This is a genomic window from Candidatus Binataceae bacterium (genome assembly GCA_035500095.1).
In the GTDB taxonomy this organism is placed as follows: domain Bacteria; phylum Desulfobacterota; class Binatia; order Binatales; family Binataceae; genus JAKAVN01.
Genome location: DATJXN010000106.1, coordinates 1 through 15,332, shown reverse-complemented (window position 1 = coordinate 15,332; position 15,332 = coordinate 1). Strand labels below are relative to the sequence as shown.

13 protein-coding genes are annotated in these 15,332 nt (G+C 66.0%); 11 read left to right on the top strand and 2 right to left on the bottom strand.

What is annotated here, in order from left to right:
- Nucleotides 1-183: 183 nt before the first annotated feature.
- A complete protein-coding gene (locus VMI09_10670; protein HTQ25150.1) occupies nucleotides 184-423 on the bottom strand; it encodes a hypothetical protein in 240 nt (79 codons plus the stop codon).
- Nucleotides 424-764: 341 nt separating this feature from the next.
- Between VMI09_10670 and rimP the strand changes: the two genes are divergently transcribed.
- The 11 genes from rimP to VMI09_10615 all read left to right on the top strand — a co-directional run bounded on the left by rimP (nucleotide 765) and on the right by VMI09_10615 (nucleotide 13,810).
- Nucleotides 765-1,313: a ribosome maturation factor RimP gene (gene rimP / locus VMI09_10665; GenBank protein ID HTQ25149.1), complete on the top strand. Its 549-nt coding sequence runs from the start codon at nucleotides 765-767 to the stop codon at nucleotides 1,311-1,313.
- A 99-nt stretch (nucleotides 1,314-1,412) separates the two neighbouring features.
- Entirely contained in the window at nucleotides 1,413-2,840 is a 1,428-nt protein-coding gene (gene nusA, locus VMI09_10660; GenBank protein HTQ25148.1) for a transcription termination factor NusA, read from the top strand.
- Nucleotides 2,821-3,120 (top strand): DUF448 domain-containing protein, encoded by a 300-nt coding sequence (locus VMI09_10655; protein ID HTQ25147.1) that lies wholly within the window; start codon nucleotides 2,821-2,823, stop codon nucleotides 3,118-3,120. The genes nusA and VMI09_10655 overlap by 20 nt, the downstream gene beginning before the upstream one ends.
- Nucleotides 3,121-3,125: 5 nt before the next feature.
- Nucleotides 3,126-6,179 carry a translation initiation factor IF-2 gene (gene infB, locus VMI09_10650; GenBank protein ID HTQ25146.1) on the top strand — a complete coding sequence of 1,018 codons (3,054 nt, stop codon included), beginning with the start codon at nucleotides 3,126-3,128 and terminating at the stop codon, nucleotides 6,177-6,179.
- Nucleotides 6,180-6,198: 19 nt separating this feature from the next.
- Complete coding sequence (locus tag VMI09_10645) at nucleotides 6,199-6,507, top strand: DUF503 domain-containing protein (GenBank protein HTQ25145.1); 309 nt, start codon at nucleotides 6,199-6,201, stop codon at nucleotides 6,505-6,507.
- Between the two features lie 96 nt (nucleotides 6,508-6,603).
- Entirely contained in the window at nucleotides 6,604-6,954 is a 351-nt protein-coding gene (rbfA, locus tag VMI09_10640; protein ID HTQ25144.1) for a 30S ribosome-binding factor RbfA, read from the top strand.
- A 71-nt stretch (nucleotides 6,955-7,025) separates the two neighbouring features.
- Complete coding sequence (gene truB / locus VMI09_10635) at nucleotides 7,026-7,910, top strand: tRNA pseudouridine(55) synthase TruB (protein HTQ25143.1); 885 nt, start codon at nucleotides 7,026-7,028, stop codon at nucleotides 7,908-7,910.
- 66 nt (nucleotides 7,911-7,976) lie between these two features.
- Nucleotides 7,977-9,809, top strand: a complete 1,833-nt coding sequence (locus tag VMI09_10630; GenBank protein ID HTQ25142.1) for a CocE/NonD family hydrolase — start codon at nucleotides 7,977-7,979, stop codon at nucleotides 9,807-9,809.
- A 172-nt stretch (nucleotides 9,810-9,981) separates the two neighbouring features.
- Nucleotides 9,982-10,251: a 30S ribosomal protein S15 gene (rpsO, locus tag VMI09_10625; GenBank protein HTQ25141.1), complete on the top strand. Its 270-nt coding sequence runs from the start codon at nucleotides 9,982-9,984 to the stop codon at nucleotides 10,249-10,251.
- 147 nt (nucleotides 10,252-10,398) lie between these two features.
- The gene (gene pnp / locus VMI09_10620; protein HTQ25140.1) at nucleotides 10,399-12,498 is read left to right on the top strand and encodes a polyribonucleotide nucleotidyltransferase; all 2,100 of its coding nucleotides are present in this window, start codon (nucleotides 10,399-10,401) and stop codon (nucleotides 12,496-12,498) included.
- A gap of 49 nt (nucleotides 12,499-12,547) precedes the next feature.
- Complete coding sequence (locus tag VMI09_10615) at nucleotides 12,548-13,810, top strand: pitrilysin family protein (protein HTQ25139.1); 1,263 nt, start codon at nucleotides 12,548-12,550, stop codon at nucleotides 13,808-13,810.
- Nucleotides 13,811-13,831: 21 nt separating this feature from the next.
- Here the strand turns inward: VMI09_10615 and VMI09_10610 are convergent, their stop codons facing one another.
- Entirely contained in the window at nucleotides 13,832-14,605 is a 774-nt protein-coding gene (locus VMI09_10610) for a hypothetical protein (GenBank protein ID HTQ25138.1), read from the bottom strand.
- Between the last annotated feature and the right edge of the window lie 727 nt (nucleotides 14,606-15,332).

The window sequence follows — 15,332 nt, the reverse complement described above, 5'->3', positions numbered from 1 at the left end:
GACTCACCACTCGCTACTACGACCGCCTCGGAGTGCCCAGACTTGCCCACTAACCTCAACCTTCCGAACCGCCGGATGCGGACCCGCATGTCCGGTGGTGTGGCAGGGGAGTAGCGCTGCGGCGCTACCCCCTATGCCGATTTAAAACCCATCCCAGGGAGACCGTGGGTGGCCGCCGCGTTGCTAGCGGACCCAGCGCCAATGTCCGTCCACCAACCGCCAATGCCACCCGGGGCGCGGCAGAATCGGTGCGTTCCAGGCCCGGTAGTTGTTGTAGGCGTAAACCGGAGGATGGTGGTAACGCCATTCTTCGTGCCAACGTCCGCCGTCATGGCGGTCGTGGTCATAGGCCAGCGCAGGACCGGCGAACAGTGCGCCCGCCATCGCCACAGTGAGCAGCAGCGTTGCGACCTTCGTTTTCATTTTGGGTATCCTCCGTGCTTCCTGATTAACCCTCTGAAGCTAAAGACGACGCACCCAGGAATACGGTTACAGCCAGCTTGCCAGCCCCGCGGCACGGGTGATATCTTCATTGACGTGTGGGCTTTCGCCCACTTTTTCGTTTGGCCGGTTCGCCCGATGAGTTGCGGCGCTCGGGCGCAGAAACCTCCTGAGACAGAGTCGGCTGCGATGGGGCGCTGCGGGAGCGCGATTTCGGGCGCTGCGCGGCCGGCGGTGCGCGCGTTCGCACCGCAGAAAAGCGCTGACGCGGCGGCGAGCGCCAGCCCATACGAAAGGGGAGAGGGCGGCACGCGGGAGTTTTTGTGACTGACGCAGGCGCGGCGGGAAATGGCAGGCAGGGCCAGGAGATGGTGGTGCAACTCCATCCGGTGGCGATGCGCGTGGCCGAGTTGCTCGGGCCGCATATCGAGCGACAGGGCTTCGAGCTCGTCTCGGTCGAGTATCACAAGGGCACGCGCAGCTCGATGTTGCGTCTGTTGATGGATCGGCCGGGCGGCGGTATTGGGCTCGCCGACCTGGAGCGTCTCTCCCCGATGCTGAGCGACCTGCTGGACGTTTACGATCCGATCGAGGGGCGCTACACGCTGGAGGTCGCCTCACCCGGGCTGAATCGCCCGCTCACGCGGCGCGCCGATTTCGAGGCGTTTGTCGGCCAGCGGGTCAAAGTCAGGACGCATCGCGCGATCGACGGCCAGAAGTCCTTCACCGGCGCGCTTGCGTCGGTGGATGCAGAGGGAGTTGAGATAGAAGACGAAGCGAGCCGGCGCCGCCTGCGAATCGGCTTCGGCGAAATGAAGGGAGCGAACTACGAATACGATTTTGATGGAGCCGGACGCCGATGCGGCCGCTGAGACTGGGAACGGCGGGCGCAAAAGCGCCGGTTCAGGATTGGCCGATGGATTATTTTATGGGGCGGCGCATGCCGGGCCATCATGCCCCGTGGAGGCCGTATGACCGGAGAGCTTAACCGGGTTATCGAGCAGGTTTCCAAGGAAAAAGGGATCGACAAGACGATCGTTATCAGCGCGGTCGAGGAGATGATGCATTCGGCGGCGCGGCGGACGTTTGGTAACGAGCGCAATATCGAGTCGCGCTACAACTCCGAGCTCGGCGAGGTCGAACTGTTCGAGATCAAGACGGTGGTCGACCAGGTCGCCAATCCGCAGGCCGAGGCGACGGTCGCCGAAGCCCGCGCCAAGTACGATCCCGAGGCCGAGGTCGGCGACGAAATTCTGATCAAGCTCGATACGGCGACGATGGGCCGGATCGCGGCGCAGGCGGCCAAGCAGAACCTGATCCAGCACATCCGCGACGCCGAGCGCAAGCAGATCTTCAACGAGTTCAAGGACCGCAAGAGCGAAGTCGTCTCGGGTATCGTGCAGCGCTTCGAGCGCAAGAACATGATCGTCAACCTCGGCCGCACCGAGGCGATCCTGCCCGAAAAGGAACAGATTCCGCACGAGCGTTATCGCCAGGGCGATCGTATCCGCGCGCTCATCCTCGACGTCGACCTCTCCGAGAAGGGGCTGTCGATCGTGCTCTCGCGCACCGCGAACGAATTCCTGTGCAAACTGTTCGAGCAGGAGGTGCCGGAAATCTACGAGGGCATCGTCGAGATTCGCCAGTGCGCGCGCGAGCCCGGCGGCCGGGCCAAGGTTGCGGTTTACTCCAAGGACTCCGACGTCGATCCGGTCGGCGCCTGCGTCGGGATGAAGGGGACGCGGGTCCAGGCCGTGGTGCAGGAGCTGCGCGGCGAAAAGATCGACATCGTGCCGTGGACCGACGACCAGGCCGAATTGGTCTGCCGCGCGCTCGCGCCGGCCAAGGTCTCCAAGGTAATCATCGACGAGGACGAGCACGCAATGGAGGTGGTGGTGCCCGACGACCAGCTTTCGCTGGCGATCGGCAAGCGCGGCCAGAACGTGCGCCTTGCCCATCGATTGTCCGGATGGAAGATCGATCTGCGCAGCGATTCGGAGGCGGAAGAAGAGGCGCGCGCCGCGCGGGCCTCCCTCAATGCCATCCCCGGCATCGGCGATATCAACGCCGAGCTTCTCTACCAGTGGGGATTCCGCACTGCCGAGCAGCTCGCCGAGACCTCCGAGGAATCGTTCGAGGTCGAGGGAATCTCGCCCGAGCGCGCCCGCCAGCTGATCCTGGCCGCGCGCGAATGGGTTGCCAAGAAGCATACTGATGAAGAGGCGGCCGCGGCCGCCGCGGCGCAGGCCGCGGCCGAGAAGGCCGAGGCTGAAGCGGCGGTTGCAGCTTCGGCCGACGAGGCCGCGCTCGAAGCGGCGAATGGCGGTATCGAGGACGGCGCCGGCGGCGCCGAGGGCGCAGGCGTGAGCGAAGAGGAAGATGCGGCGGCGAAATCATAAGCCCGAGCGAACCTGCATCGGATGCATGACGCGCGACGCGCAGGCCGCGATGGTGCGGCTGGCGGCGGTCGAAGGCGTCGTGCGCGTCGACGAGCGACGGCGCCTTGGCGGACGCGGCGGCTATCTGCATCCGCGCCGCCAATGTCTGGATCGTTTCGCGCGTGCCCGCGCGCGCGAGTTCCGTTCGCTGCGCGTGGCGATCGAGCGCGGAAGGCGGGAGTTGATTACGCGAATGTTACAGGAGCGGCTGGATAAGGGAGAGCACTCTCTAATAGAGTAGGCAAAATGGCGCGAAAGCGGATCAAAACCTTTGCCCAGGAATGGGGCGTCCCGGTAGACGATGTACTGGCTACGTGCGCGCGTCTGAAGCTCGGACACGCTCATTCGGATTCGAGCCTGCTCACCCCCGAGGAAGCCGAGCGCGTCAAGCACGACCTCGACGAGCAGGCCCATCGCCAGGAACTGCTGCGGCGCGAGACCGTAGTCGAGACCAGCGCCGGCAAGGTGGTCGAAAAGCGCCTCACTGCCACCGTGATGCGCCGCCGGCATACCGAACCGGAAGCCGGATTCGCGCACGCCGCGGCCGAGCCCGAGGTTCCGTTCCACTTCGAGCTCGAAGGCGAGCGCGAAGAGGCCTTCGCCGCGCCATTTCTCGAAGAGCGCGCCGAACCGGCTGAGCCCGCTACTCCTGCGATCCTAGAGGCGCAGCCGGAAGCCTCGGCGCCCGCGGAAGCTCCGGGCGAGCCCGCGGCTCCCACCGTCGAGCATCCGGCGGAGGCGCCGGCCGCGCACGCCGGTCCCAATGGCGCCGCTGCGAAAGCCGCTCCGTCCGCCGGCGAGCCGGCGAGCGCCGCGCAAGTTCCCGCCGGCGAAGCCGCCACGACGGAAAAGCCTGTCAGGCCGGAAACGACCCCGGTCGAAGCCGCAAGGCCCACAGCCGCCAGGAGAGAAGCGGCGCGGCCCGAGCGCGCGCCGGCGGTGGTTCAGGAACAGAAGCCGCTTACGCGAACCATCGTCGAACCCCCGCGTCCGCAGGCGCCGGGCACTCGCCCGGTGATGCCGCGGATGCAGCCGTCGGCCGGCTCGGGCGTGCGGCGCCTTGGCGAATCGCGCCCGCAGACCGGCGAGAGAACGATCAATCTGACAAGTCCGGCCCATAACGCCGCCCCGTCGCTCGACGACGGCCAGCGCGGACCGCGCGTGCTCGGCAGGATCGAACTGCCCAAGCCCGCGCCGCGTCCCTCGGCGCCGGTAACGCGGCCCGGCGGGCCGCCGCGTCCCGGACAGCCTTCTCGTTTCGCGCCCGCCGCTCCGGCTGCACAGCCTGAGGCAGGCGCGATGCCGCCGCCGGGCGAAGGCGCGGGCAAGCCCGGTGCGCGGACGATCAAGAAAAAGCGCGTGGTCAAAAAGGGCGCGCCCGATTTCACCGCCGAGCGCGAGATGCGCGGTCTGCGCGTGCCCAAGAAGCGGCGCGCGCTCCCCGGCAAGGAGCAGCGCAAGACCGAGATCACCACGCCCAAGGCCTCCAAGCGCGTGGTGCGCATCACCGAGGGCGTCACCGTTTCCGAGCTCGCGCGCAACATGGGAGTCAAGGCCGGCGAGATCATCAAGAAGCTGATGGACCTCGGCGTGATGTCGACGCTCAACCAGGTGCTCGACGTTGACACCGCGGCGCTCGTCGCGAACGAGTTCGGCTACAGCGTCGAGAACGTAGCTTTCGACGTCGAGTCCGCGATCGAAGAGAGCGAGGTCCACGAAGCCACAGGAGAGCAGGTTGCGCGGCCCCCGGTGGTCACCGTGATGGGCCACGTCGACCACGGCAAGACCTCGCTGCTGGACGCGATCCGGCACGCCAAGGTGACGGAGGAGGAATTCGGCGGGATCACGCAACACATCGGCGCGTACACGGTCGAGGCCAACGGCCGCAAGCTGACCTTCGTCGATACTCCCGGCCACGAGGCGTTTACCGCGATGCGCGCGCGCGGCGCCAAGGTCACGGACATCGTGATCCTGGTGGTCGCGGCCGACGAGGGCGTGATGCCGCAGACGGTCGAGGCGCTCAACCACGCGCGTGCCGCGCAGGTGCCGATCGTGGTCGCGATCAACAAGATGGACCGGCCCGAGGCCAACGTCGACCGGGTCAAGCAACAGCTCACCGAACAGGGGCTCATTCCCGAGGACTACGGCGGCGACACGATAGTGGTGCCGGTTTCCGCGCGCACCCGCGCGGGTATCGACAAGCTGCTCGAGATGCTGCTGCTGCAGGCCGACGTGCTGGAGCTCAAGGCCAACCCGGATCGTCCGGCGCGCGGCACGGTGGTGGAAGCGCAGCTCGATCGCGGACGCGGTCCGGTCGCGACCGTGCTGATCCAGGAGGGCACGCTGCGCCAGGGCGATCCGTTCGTCTGCGGGATGGCCTATGGGCGCGTGCGCGCGATGCTCGATCACAACGGGCAGCGCGTTTCCGAGGCGCCGCCCGCTACGCCCGTGGAGATCTTTGGTCTCTCGAGCGTGCCCGAACCGGGCACTCCGTTCGTGGTCGTGGCCGAAGAGGCCAAGGCCCGCCAGGTCGCCGAATTCCGCCAGTCCAAGCAGCGCGAGGGCGAGCTGCAAAAGAGCGCCCGCGTCTCGCTGCAGGATCTCAGCGAGCGGATGAAGGCCGGCGAGGTCAAGGAACTCAAGGTCATCATCAAGGGCGACGTGCAGGGCTCGGTCGAGGCGCTGGCCGATTCGCTCAAGCGTCTTTCGACCGCCGAGGTCAAGGTCGAAATCCTGCACAGCTCCGCCGGCGCGATCTCGGAAACCGACGTGACGCTGGCTTCAGCCTCCGACGCGGTGATCATCGGCTTCAACATCCGGCCCGAACCCAAGGCCGCAGCGCTGGCCGAGAAGGAGGGCGTCGAGATCCGCCTCTACACGGTCATCTACGAGGCGATCAACGAGATGCGCGAGGCGATGGAAGGATTGCTCGCGCCGACCTACCGCGAAAAGTCGCTGGGCCGCGCCGAGGTGCGCAAGACCTTCAGCGTCCCCGGCGGCACGATCGCGGGCTCGATGGTGGTCGACGGCAAGATCACGCGCAACGGCCGCGCGCGCCTGGTGCGCGACGGCCGGGTGGTGTGGGAAGGCAAGATCGGCTCGCTGCGCCGCTTCAAGGATGACGCGCGCGAGGTCAGCGCCGGCTACGAGTGCGGCATCGGCCTCGAGAACTACAACGACGTCAAGCCCGACGACGTGATCGAGGCGTTCGAGATGGAAGCGGTCGCGCGCAAGCTTGAGACGCCGCGCGCGGACGCGATGCGCGGGCAGGCCGCGGCCGAGAAGCATCCTCAGACCTGAAGCGGCGGCGCTCTTCGTCGTGGTCGCAGGGATCCTGGTCGTGGTCGTCGGCGTCTTGCAGCTTACGCTCTTCCTGCCCGAGAACCATTCGCTCAAGGGCAAGCGCCAGGTGCTGCGCGCGATCAAGGATCGCGTGCGCTCGAAGTTCAACGTGTCGATCGCGGAGTCCGACGGCCACGACCTGTGGCAGCGCGCCGAACTCGGCATCTGCCAGGTCGGCAGCGATCGCGCGTTCGTCGATTCGGCGCTGCGCGAGGTCGTCAACTTCATCGACGCGCTGGGCCTCGCGCCGCTCGGCGAAGAGCGGCTCGAAATACTCAACTACTGAACCGCCGTTCGCTCCGCGCGCCAATGCGCTTGAGCGGCGCTCCTCGCGCGAGCGCCGCGTTTATGCGCCGGGGCGCACGCGCTAAGATGGCGTTTGATGGCTTCCGAACCACGCCGGCCCGAGCGCGTCGCCGAAATGGTGCTGCGCGAACTGTCCTCGATGCTGATTCGCGACCTGAAGGATCCGCGGCTGCGCGGGATCACGCTCACCGGCGTCAGGATGACCGACGATCTGCGTTACGGCCGGGTCTTCTTTTCTCACCTCGAGGGACAAGCGCGCGCCGCCGAGGCGGTCGCCGGCTTCAAGAGCGCGGGCGGATTTATCCGCCGCCAGGTCGGCCGTTCCCTTGGCCTGCGTTACGCGCCCGAGCTTGAATTCGAATTCGACCCGGGACCCGAGCGCGCAGCCCGTATCGACGTGTTGCTGCGAAGCGCGCGCAAGGATTGAGCGTCCGCCTGTACGGACGAGACGAGCGCTTACCCCGCGCCGCCGTATCGGCTATCGTCGCCGCACCGCCCATGGACGGAGTGTTGCTCGTTGACAAGCCCGCCGGGATCACCTCGGCCGAGGCCGTGCGCCAGGTAAAGGCGCGCGTGCGGCCGGCCCGCGTCGGCCATCTGGGCACGCTCGATCCGTTCGCGACCGGACTGCTGCCGATCCTGATCGGCGAGGCCACCAAGCTCGCGCCCTTTCTGCAGGACGGGGAAAAGGAATACGAGGGCGTCATCCGGCTCGGCGTCGCGACCGACACGCTCGATCGCACGGGCGTCGAAATCGAAACCGCCCCGGTTCCGCCGCTCACTGCCGCGGCGCTTTCCGGGACGGCCGCGCGTTTCACCGGCAAGATCGTGCAGCAGCCGCCGATCTTCTCCGCCATCAAGCGCGCCGGGGTGCCGCTTTACAAGCTCGCCCGCCGCGGTGTCGAGGTCGAACCGCCGCCGCCGCGCGAGGTCGAGATTTCGCGCCTCGCGCTCGAGGCGATCGACGCCGGGTCGATCGGTTTCGTCGCCACATGCTCGACCGGAACCTATATGCGCTCGCTCGCGCGCGATATCGGCGTGGCGCTCGGCACCGTGGCCCATCTGGCCGAACTTCGCCGGCTGCGAAGCGGCTCCTTCGCGCTCGCCAAGGCGCGTCCGCTTGCGGCGGTGCTCGAGGCGCTTGCGGAGAGAAAGTCCGCCGGCCTTATCGGGATGCGCGAGGCGCTCGGCGCGATGGCCGAGGCCGAGGCGGACGCGCTCGGGGTGCGCCGGCTCCGCAACGGCGACTCGCGCGCGCTCGACGGCCTCGTGCCCGAAGGTGCGAAGCTCTTCAAGGTGGTGAGCGAGGACGCGCTGATCGCAGTCGCGGAAGCCACCTCGCGCGTTACGGCGCGGGTGGTGCGTGTATTCGGGGTGGATTGACCGCACGCGTGCCGGCGTACCCTGATGCGCCTTCGCTGTAGTAACCTGCCTCAAGGAGGCGGGCCTATGGCACAGCGCGAACGCCAGGGATCGGCGCACAGTTACGAGGTCGTGGTCGAACGCGACGTGATGCTCGCGATGCGCGACGGGGTGCGCCTCGCGACCGATATCTACCGCCCCGCGCGCGCCGGCGCGCCCGCATCCGGGCGTTTTCCGGTGCTGGTCGAGCGCACGCCCTACGACAAGGGCCCCGCGCGCTTCGCCGTGACCGCGCGCTTTTTCGCCGAGCACGGCTACGTGGTGCTGATCCAGGACGTGCGCGGACGCGGCGGCTCCGAGGGCGAATGGTACGCCTTCGCGCGCGAGGCTCCCGACGGCTACGACACCATCGAGTGGGCCGCGGCACAGCCCTGGTCCACCGGCAAGGTCGGCACCATGGGAACCTCGTACATGGCGGCGACGCAGAGCGCCGCGGCGACGCTCAACCCGCCGCATCTCGCCGCGATGTTCGTCACCGAGGGGCCGTCGAATTACTACCACTGCTCGATGCGCCATAACGGCGCGCTCGAGCAGCGCTTCCTCATCTACGCCTTCCACATGGCGGTGACGAGTCCCGAGGCGCGCGCGAATCCGGCGTTGCGCATGGCGCTGCTCGAGGCGCGCGCGAATCTTGCGCAGTGGCTTAAGCGCCTGCCGCTCAAGCGCGGCGCGACTCCGCTTCGGATGCTCCCGAGCTACGAGCAGTGGGCGATCGATTTGCAGACCCGCGCGGTGTACGACGAGTACTGGCTGCAGCGCGGCTACGCGATCGAGGAGTACTACGCCGAGCACGCCGACGTTCCGACCGTTTACTTCGGTTCCTGGTACGACTCGTACGCGCGCGCCACGACCTCCAACTTCGCGGCGCTTAGCCGTCTCAAACGCTCGCCCCAGCGCCTGGTGATGGGCCCCTGGGTGCACGGCGTGCGCGCCGACGAGGACTTCGCCGGTGACGCCGCCTTCGGCACCGAGGCGCTCGAGCATTACAACGGCCTGCGCCTTAGATGGTTCGACCAGTGGCTCAAGGGGTTGGACACCGGAGTCGCCGACGAGCCGCCGGCCAGGATCTTCGTGATGGGCGGGGGCAGCGGCAAAAAGGTTTACGACGTGCTGGGGCTCAACGCGCGAATCGATCACGGCGGGCGATGGCGCCACGAGAGCCAATGGCCGCCGGCCGCGGCGCGCGACACGGCGCTCTATCTCCATCCGGGCGGCGCCCTCGCGCCGGACAAGCCCGAGGCCGCCGCCGGCGCGTCAACGCTGCGTTTCGATCCGCAAAATCCCGTGCCCACCGTCGGCGGCAGCATCTCGGTCGGCTTCGAGTTCATGCCGCCCGGCGGTTTCGACCAGCGCGCGCGCTTCGCGATGGCCGCCGGCGATTCGCTGCCGCTCGCCTCGCGCCCCGACGTACTGGTCTTCATGTCCGAGCCGCTGGCCGAGCCGCTCGAAGTAACCGGCGCGGCGACGCTCAAGCTCTGGGTGTCGTCAACCGCGCGCGACACCGACTTCACCGCCAAGATTATCGATCTCTATCCGCCGAGCGCGGATTATCCCGACGGCTTCGCGCTCAACCTGACCGACTCGATCATCCGGATGCGCTTTCGCCAATCCTGGAGCAATCCCGCGCTGATGACGCCGGGCGAGGTTTACGAGGCGAGCATCCCGTTCTACCCGATAAGCAATCTCTTCGCCCGGGGCCATCGCATCCGGCTCGACATCTCGTCCTCCAACTTCCCGCGCTTCGACGTCAACCCGAACACCGGCGGCCCGCTCGGCGAGCCGGGTCCGATAATCGTGGCGGACAACACCGTCCATCACTCATCCGTGCGCCCGTCACATCTGGTGTTGCCGGTGTGTTAGGCTCAACGATGGTTCGACGGCCCGAATGGCTCGTACGTCTCGCCTGGTCGGAGAAAGCGCCAATTCCTTGACGTGGCCTTCCCTACGGAAGGGTCTCCCTTTACATGCCGGGGACCCCTCTGATAATGTCGCCGTTTAAACTATAAGGAAAAGGGAAAGTAAGAGACTCCTGATGCCCCTCGCAGCCGTTCGCAAGCTGGAAATTGTCCAGACCAACGCCCGCTCGCCCAAGGACAGCGGATCGCCCGAAGTTCAGGTGGCCCTGTTCAGCGCACGCATCGAGCAACTGACCGAGCATCTGAAGACCCACGCGAAGGACCATCATTCGCGGCGCGGACTTCTGCGCCTGGTCGGCAAGCGTCGCCGGCTCCTGGACTACCTGCGTTCGTGCGACGTCGCACGTTACCGGGCGCTGATCGAACGGCTGGGCATCCGGAGATAGGCCGAAGAAGCTTTAAGGCGCGCCGCCGCATGCTGCGGAAGCGGGCCCCCTGGGCCGGTGATCGGCCAGCCCGGGATGTGAGTCGTTTGAGCGCCGATGTGGCGCGAGCAAAGCGGCCCCTCCGTTTCTCCCTCAAGTGTGAATCAGATGTATCGAAAACTAGAACTGGAATTTTCCGGCCGCAAGCTGTCGCTCGAAACCGGCAGGCTCGCCAAGCAGGCGCACGGTGCGGTGCTGGCCCAATACGGCGAGACCGTGGTGCTGGCGACCGTGGTGTCGGCCTACGACGCCCGCCCCAATATCGATTTTCTGCCGCTCACGGTGGACTACCAGGAGCGGACCTTCGCCGCCGGCAAAATCCCCGGCGGCTTTTTCAAGCGCGAGGGCCGTCCCTCCGAAAAGGAAATCCTGACCTCCCGGCTCATCGACCGCTCGATGCGCCCGCTGTTCCCCAAGGGCTACGACAGGGAAACCCAGATTGTCGTAACCGTGCTCTCGGCCGACCGCGACAACGATCCCGATATGCTGTCGCTTATCGCCGCGTCCACGGCGCTCGAGATCTCCGACATTCCGCACAACGGGCCGGTCGCGGCGGTGCGGATGGGCCGGATCGACGGCAAGCTCGTCGCCAATCCGAGCGCCGAAGAGCTCGAGCAGAGCGATATCTCGATGGTGGTCGCGGCCAAGCCCGACTCGATCGTTATGCTCGAGGGCGGTGCGATGATCGTTGACGAGGAGCCGGTCCTCGAGGCGCTGTTCACCGCGCACGAGATGCTCAATTCCATCTTCGAGCTCCAGAGCGAGCTGCGCCGCCTCGCCGGTAAGCCCAAGCGCGAGTTCAAGCCCAAGGTGCTCGACGCGGTGATCCTCGAATCGGCGCGCAGACGGATGGCGTCCGAGCTGGAAGCGGCGCTCGCCATCGCGAGCAAGAAGGAGCGCGGCGCGGCAGTCTACGCCCTCTCCGACAAGACGGTGGCCGAGCTGACCGGGCAATTTCCCGACCGCGAAAAGGACCTCTACGAGGCGTGCGAGAAAGTCGTCCGCGAGCGCGTCCGCCGCGCGATCATCGAGCAGGACCGGCGGATCGACGACCGCAAATCGACCGACATCCGGCAGATCAGTGCCCAGGTGCAGCTCCTGCCGCGCACGCACGGCTCGGCCCTGTTCACCCGCGGCGAGACCCAGGCGCTCGCGACGGTCACGCTCGGCACCTCGCAGGACGAGCAGAAGATCGACGCGCTGATGGGCGAGCGCTACAAGAAGTTCATGCTGCATTACAACTTCCCGCCTTTCAGCACCGGCGAGGTCAAGTTCCTGCGCGGCCCGGGGCGTCGCGAGATCGGCCACGGCGCGCTCGCCGAGCGGGCGCTGGTGCCCGTGCTGCCGCCCGAGGAGGACTTCCCCTACACCATCCGCGTGGTCTCCGAAGTCCTGGAGTCCAACGGCAGCTCGTCGATGGCCACGGTGTGCGGCGGCAGCCTCGCGCTGATGGACGCGGGGGTGCCGGTAAGCGCGGCGGTCGCCGGGATCGCGATGGGCCTGGTCAAGGAAGGCGAACAGGTTCGCGTGCTGACCGACATCCTGGGCGATGAGGACCATCTCGGCGACATGGATTTCAAGGTCGCCGGCACCAACCGCGGCATCACCGCGATCCAGATGGACAACAAGGTCGGCGGCGTGACGCGCGAGGTGATGCGCCAGGCGCTGCATCAGGCGCGCGACGCGCGCTTGTTCGTGTTGAGCGTGATGGAGAAGGCGCTCGAGACCCCGCGCACTGAAGTCTCGATGTACGCGCCGCGCATCGTCACGATCCACGTCAAGCCCGACAAGATCCGCGAAATCATCGGCCCCGGCGGCAAGAATATCCGCGCCCTGGTCGAGGAGACCGGCTGTAAGATCGACATCGAAGACGACGGCACCGTGGTAATCGCCTCGGCCGACGGTGCGGCGATCGACAAGGCGATAGCGTCGATCCAGGCTATCACCGCCGAGCCCGAAGTCGGCCGCATCTACAAGGGCCGCGTGCGCAAGGTGGTCGAGTTCGGCGCCTTCGTCGAGATTATGCCCGGCACCGACGGCCTGCTGCATATCTCGCAGCTCTCCAACGAGCGCGTGCGCGCGGTCGAGGACGTGGTTCACGAGGGCGACGAGATCTACGTCAAGGTGCTGGAGGTCGGGCGCGACGGCAAGATCCGGCTCTCGCTGCGCGAGGCGCTGGAGGAGATGGCGAAGAAGAAAGCGAACTGAGCGCGGCGCAAGAGCGGCGCTCCAACCATGACGGTGCGATGATTTCGCGATGATGTACAAGGACGTACTCCCCAACGGCCTGCGCGTGCTCAGCGAACCGATGCCGGCCGTGGTGTCGTCCACCATCGGGATCTGGGTCGAGAACGGATCGCGCTACGAGATCCCCTCGCAAAACGGGGTCTCGCATTTCATCGAGCACCTGTTGTTCAAGGGCACGCGCAAGCGCACTGCGGCGCAGATCGCCGAAGAGATCGACGCGGTCGGCGGCGTGCTCAACGCGTTCACCGGCAAGGAATACACCTGCTACTACGCCAAGGTGCTCGGCGCCGACCTGGCGATGACCACCGAGCTGCTCGCCGACCTTTTCCTGGATTCGGTTTTCGAAGCGGAAGAGATCGATCGCGAACGCCAGGTCGTGCTGCAGGAGATTTCGCAGGCCGAGGATACTCCCGACGATTTCATCCACGACCTGTTCAATCTAAAATTCTGGGAAGGACATCCGCTAGCGCTGCCGATTTTCGGTTCGGTCGCAACCGTCAACGCGATCAACCGCGAGCTGCTGACTTCTTTCATGGCCGAGCGCTACCGCGCGGGGCGGGTCTTTATCGCGGCGGCCGGGATGGTCGATCACAAGCGGCTGGTCGACGATTGCCGGCGGCTATTCGGCGGAATTTCGGGCGACGGCCGCGGCGAACCGATCGCCCCTCCGGTTGACCGCAGCGTGATCCTCAACCAGGAGAAAGACCTCGAACAGGCCCACATCTGCATCGGCGGGCCGGGAATCAGCCAGGCCTCGCCGCTGCGCTACGCGAGCTACGTTCTGAACACGGCGCTCGGCGGCGGGATGTCTTCGCGGCTCTTCCAGGAGGTGCGCGAGCGCCGCGGCCGTGTTTACAGCATCTACTCCTTCATGTCGTCGTTCATCGATTCGGGCTACCTGGGGATCTACGCCGGCACCAATCCGGAATGGGTTGAGGAGGTGCTCGAGGTCACGATGGGCGAGGTCGGCAAGATCGCGCGCGTCGGACTGACCGACGAGGAACTGGCGCGCGCCAAGAGCCAGATCAAAGGCAACATGCTGCTCGGCATGGAATCGACCGAGAGCCGGATGAACCGGCTCGCGCGCAACGAGATCTATTTCGGCCGCGAGATTCCGCTCGAAGAACTGGCGCGCGAGATCGACAAGGTGACCCACGACCAGGTGCTGGAACTCGCCGCGAACTCGTTCCTCTCCGACAAGATGGCCCTCGTGCTGCTCGGAGATCTGAAGGGGCGCAAGTTCGGCTCCGATGTGTTTTCCGAGCTCAAATAGTTTTTCCCCACCTGCCGCAGATTACTTGGGCGGCCTCACCAGGTCGCGGAAAACGACCTTGTAACCAAGCTTGTTGATCGGTTTGTCGGACCGGCATTGGAAAGTGCTGGTCGGATCGTCGTACGGGTAGCTGTAGGCCGTCGGACACGCGCGTTTGAGGTTGATCAGAAACGGCTGGATCTCGCTCGCCCAGGTCGTATTGTTGTTTCCTTCGCATTTGTCGTCTGCGGGCGGCCAGTATTCCGACAGGATATTCGCGCTGTCGGTCGCGCATCCGCAGCAGGTCGTCGGATATGACGCGTCGTTGTAGCAGGAGACCCCGTTGCCGGCCCTGGAGCTGCCGCGAATTGTGCAGCCGGCAAGCGACGCCAGGTTGGTTGAACTCGAGCCGTCGCCGTCGGTGATCGCGGCGCCGCAGTTGAAGGAACCGACCACGTCGTTCTGGTTGGCGCAGAAGTCGTCGAGCGTCCACCATCCGGCAAAAGCTCCGCGTTGCTGCAGATAGGTCTGGTTGGGGCCGACTCCCGGGATGAACTGCGTGCCGCAGTAGCCATGGCCGGCGCAGTCGCTTTCCGCATTACATTGACAGTAGCTGTTGCCGTTCCCGCCGGAGAGGCAGTGCGGCTGATCGGTGCCGGTGCAATCGCTGTCGCTCGAGCAGGTTTTAATGCAGGCTCCCGGCGATCCGCTGCAAGTAAATCCGGTTTGGCAGTCGCTGCTTGAGAAGCACTGTTTTGAACTATGCAGCAGCAGGGCAGTGTAGTCGGTAGTGCTAGTGGTGCTTGGATAAGGCACATGCTTGACGTACTTGCCAAAATTCCAATCGCAGTCCCTGGCTGCAGAGGGAGCTGCAAAAGCTCCCGGGACCTTGCACCAATAAGGCTACGGGATGGCGCCAGGCGTTGCCGTGGGCGCCGGTATGGGGCGCATCCTTTCGGCCAGGTTGGCGCCGTTTATAAGGCTGATATCGCTGCAGCGTAAATTCCGCGATCGTCGTCGGATTGTCCCCGCCGACGCCGGCCGCACACTGCCGACGGAATCGTCATGCTGTTCCAGGTGACCGAGGCCGGAGCCAGACAGAAAGTGGCGCTATGCGAAGGGGGCAGCTTCCAATTGAACGGAGAAGGACGCTTCGCTGCCGGAAGAACGAAATAGCACTCGTTCACACTGGTATTGCATTGTGCGGTCGGGGCGCAATCCGAGTCGGTGGTGCACTGACAATTCAGACCGCCGTTGGTATTCGGTCCTGTGGGCTGCGATGTCGCCGGACATGCCAGCGTACCGTTGTCAGTTCCGCATTGGCACGCGCCGGTGGAGGCATTGATAGTCGAGGAGTCAGCCAGACACGATTCGGTATCGCTCACGACGCACACCGACCTCAGCGCTCCACCGCCCCCCGCAATCCAGATTGGTTGAGTCGAGGCGTTCGTGACCGTGAGCTCTCTCCTGGCCGGGCCGCATTCCTGTGCGCCGGCAGGGAAATTCATTGCCGCAAGCCCGACCAGGGCAAGCAAGGTGATAA

Coding starts and splice junctions, on each gene's coding strand:
- VMI09_10670 (HTQ25150.1), bottom strand. CDS start 423: ATGAAAACGAAGGTCGCAACGCTGCTGCTCACTGTGGCGATGGCGGGC.
- nusA (HTQ25148.1), top strand. CDS start 1,413: ATGACCGGAGAGCTTAACCGGGTTATCGAGCAGGTTTCCAAGGAAAAA.
- VMI09_10655 (HTQ25147.1), top strand. CDS start 2,821: ATGCGGCGGCGAAATCATAAGCCCGAGCGAACCTGCATCGGATGCATG.
- infB (HTQ25146.1), top strand. CDS start 3,126: ATGGCGCGAAAGCGGATCAAAACCTTTGCCCAGGAATGGGGCGTCCCG.
- rbfA (HTQ25144.1), top strand. CDS start 6,604: ATGGCTTCCGAACCACGCCGGCCCGAGCGCGTCGCCGAAATGGTGCTG.
- truB (HTQ25143.1), top strand. CDS start 7,026: ATGGACGGAGTGTTGCTCGTTGACAAGCCCGCCGGGATCACCTCGGCC.
- VMI09_10630 (HTQ25142.1), top strand. CDS start 7,977: ATGGCACAGCGCGAACGCCAGGGATCGGCGCACAGTTACGAGGTCGTG.
- rpsO (HTQ25141.1), top strand. CDS start 9,982: ATGCCCCTCGCAGCCGTTCGCAAGCTGGAAATTGTCCAGACCAACGCC.
- pnp (HTQ25140.1), top strand. CDS start 10,399: ATGTATCGAAAACTAGAACTGGAATTTTCCGGCCGCAAGCTGTCGCTC.
- VMI09_10615 (HTQ25139.1), top strand. CDS start 12,548: ATGATGTACAAGGACGTACTCCCCAACGGCCTGCGCGTGCTCAGCGAA.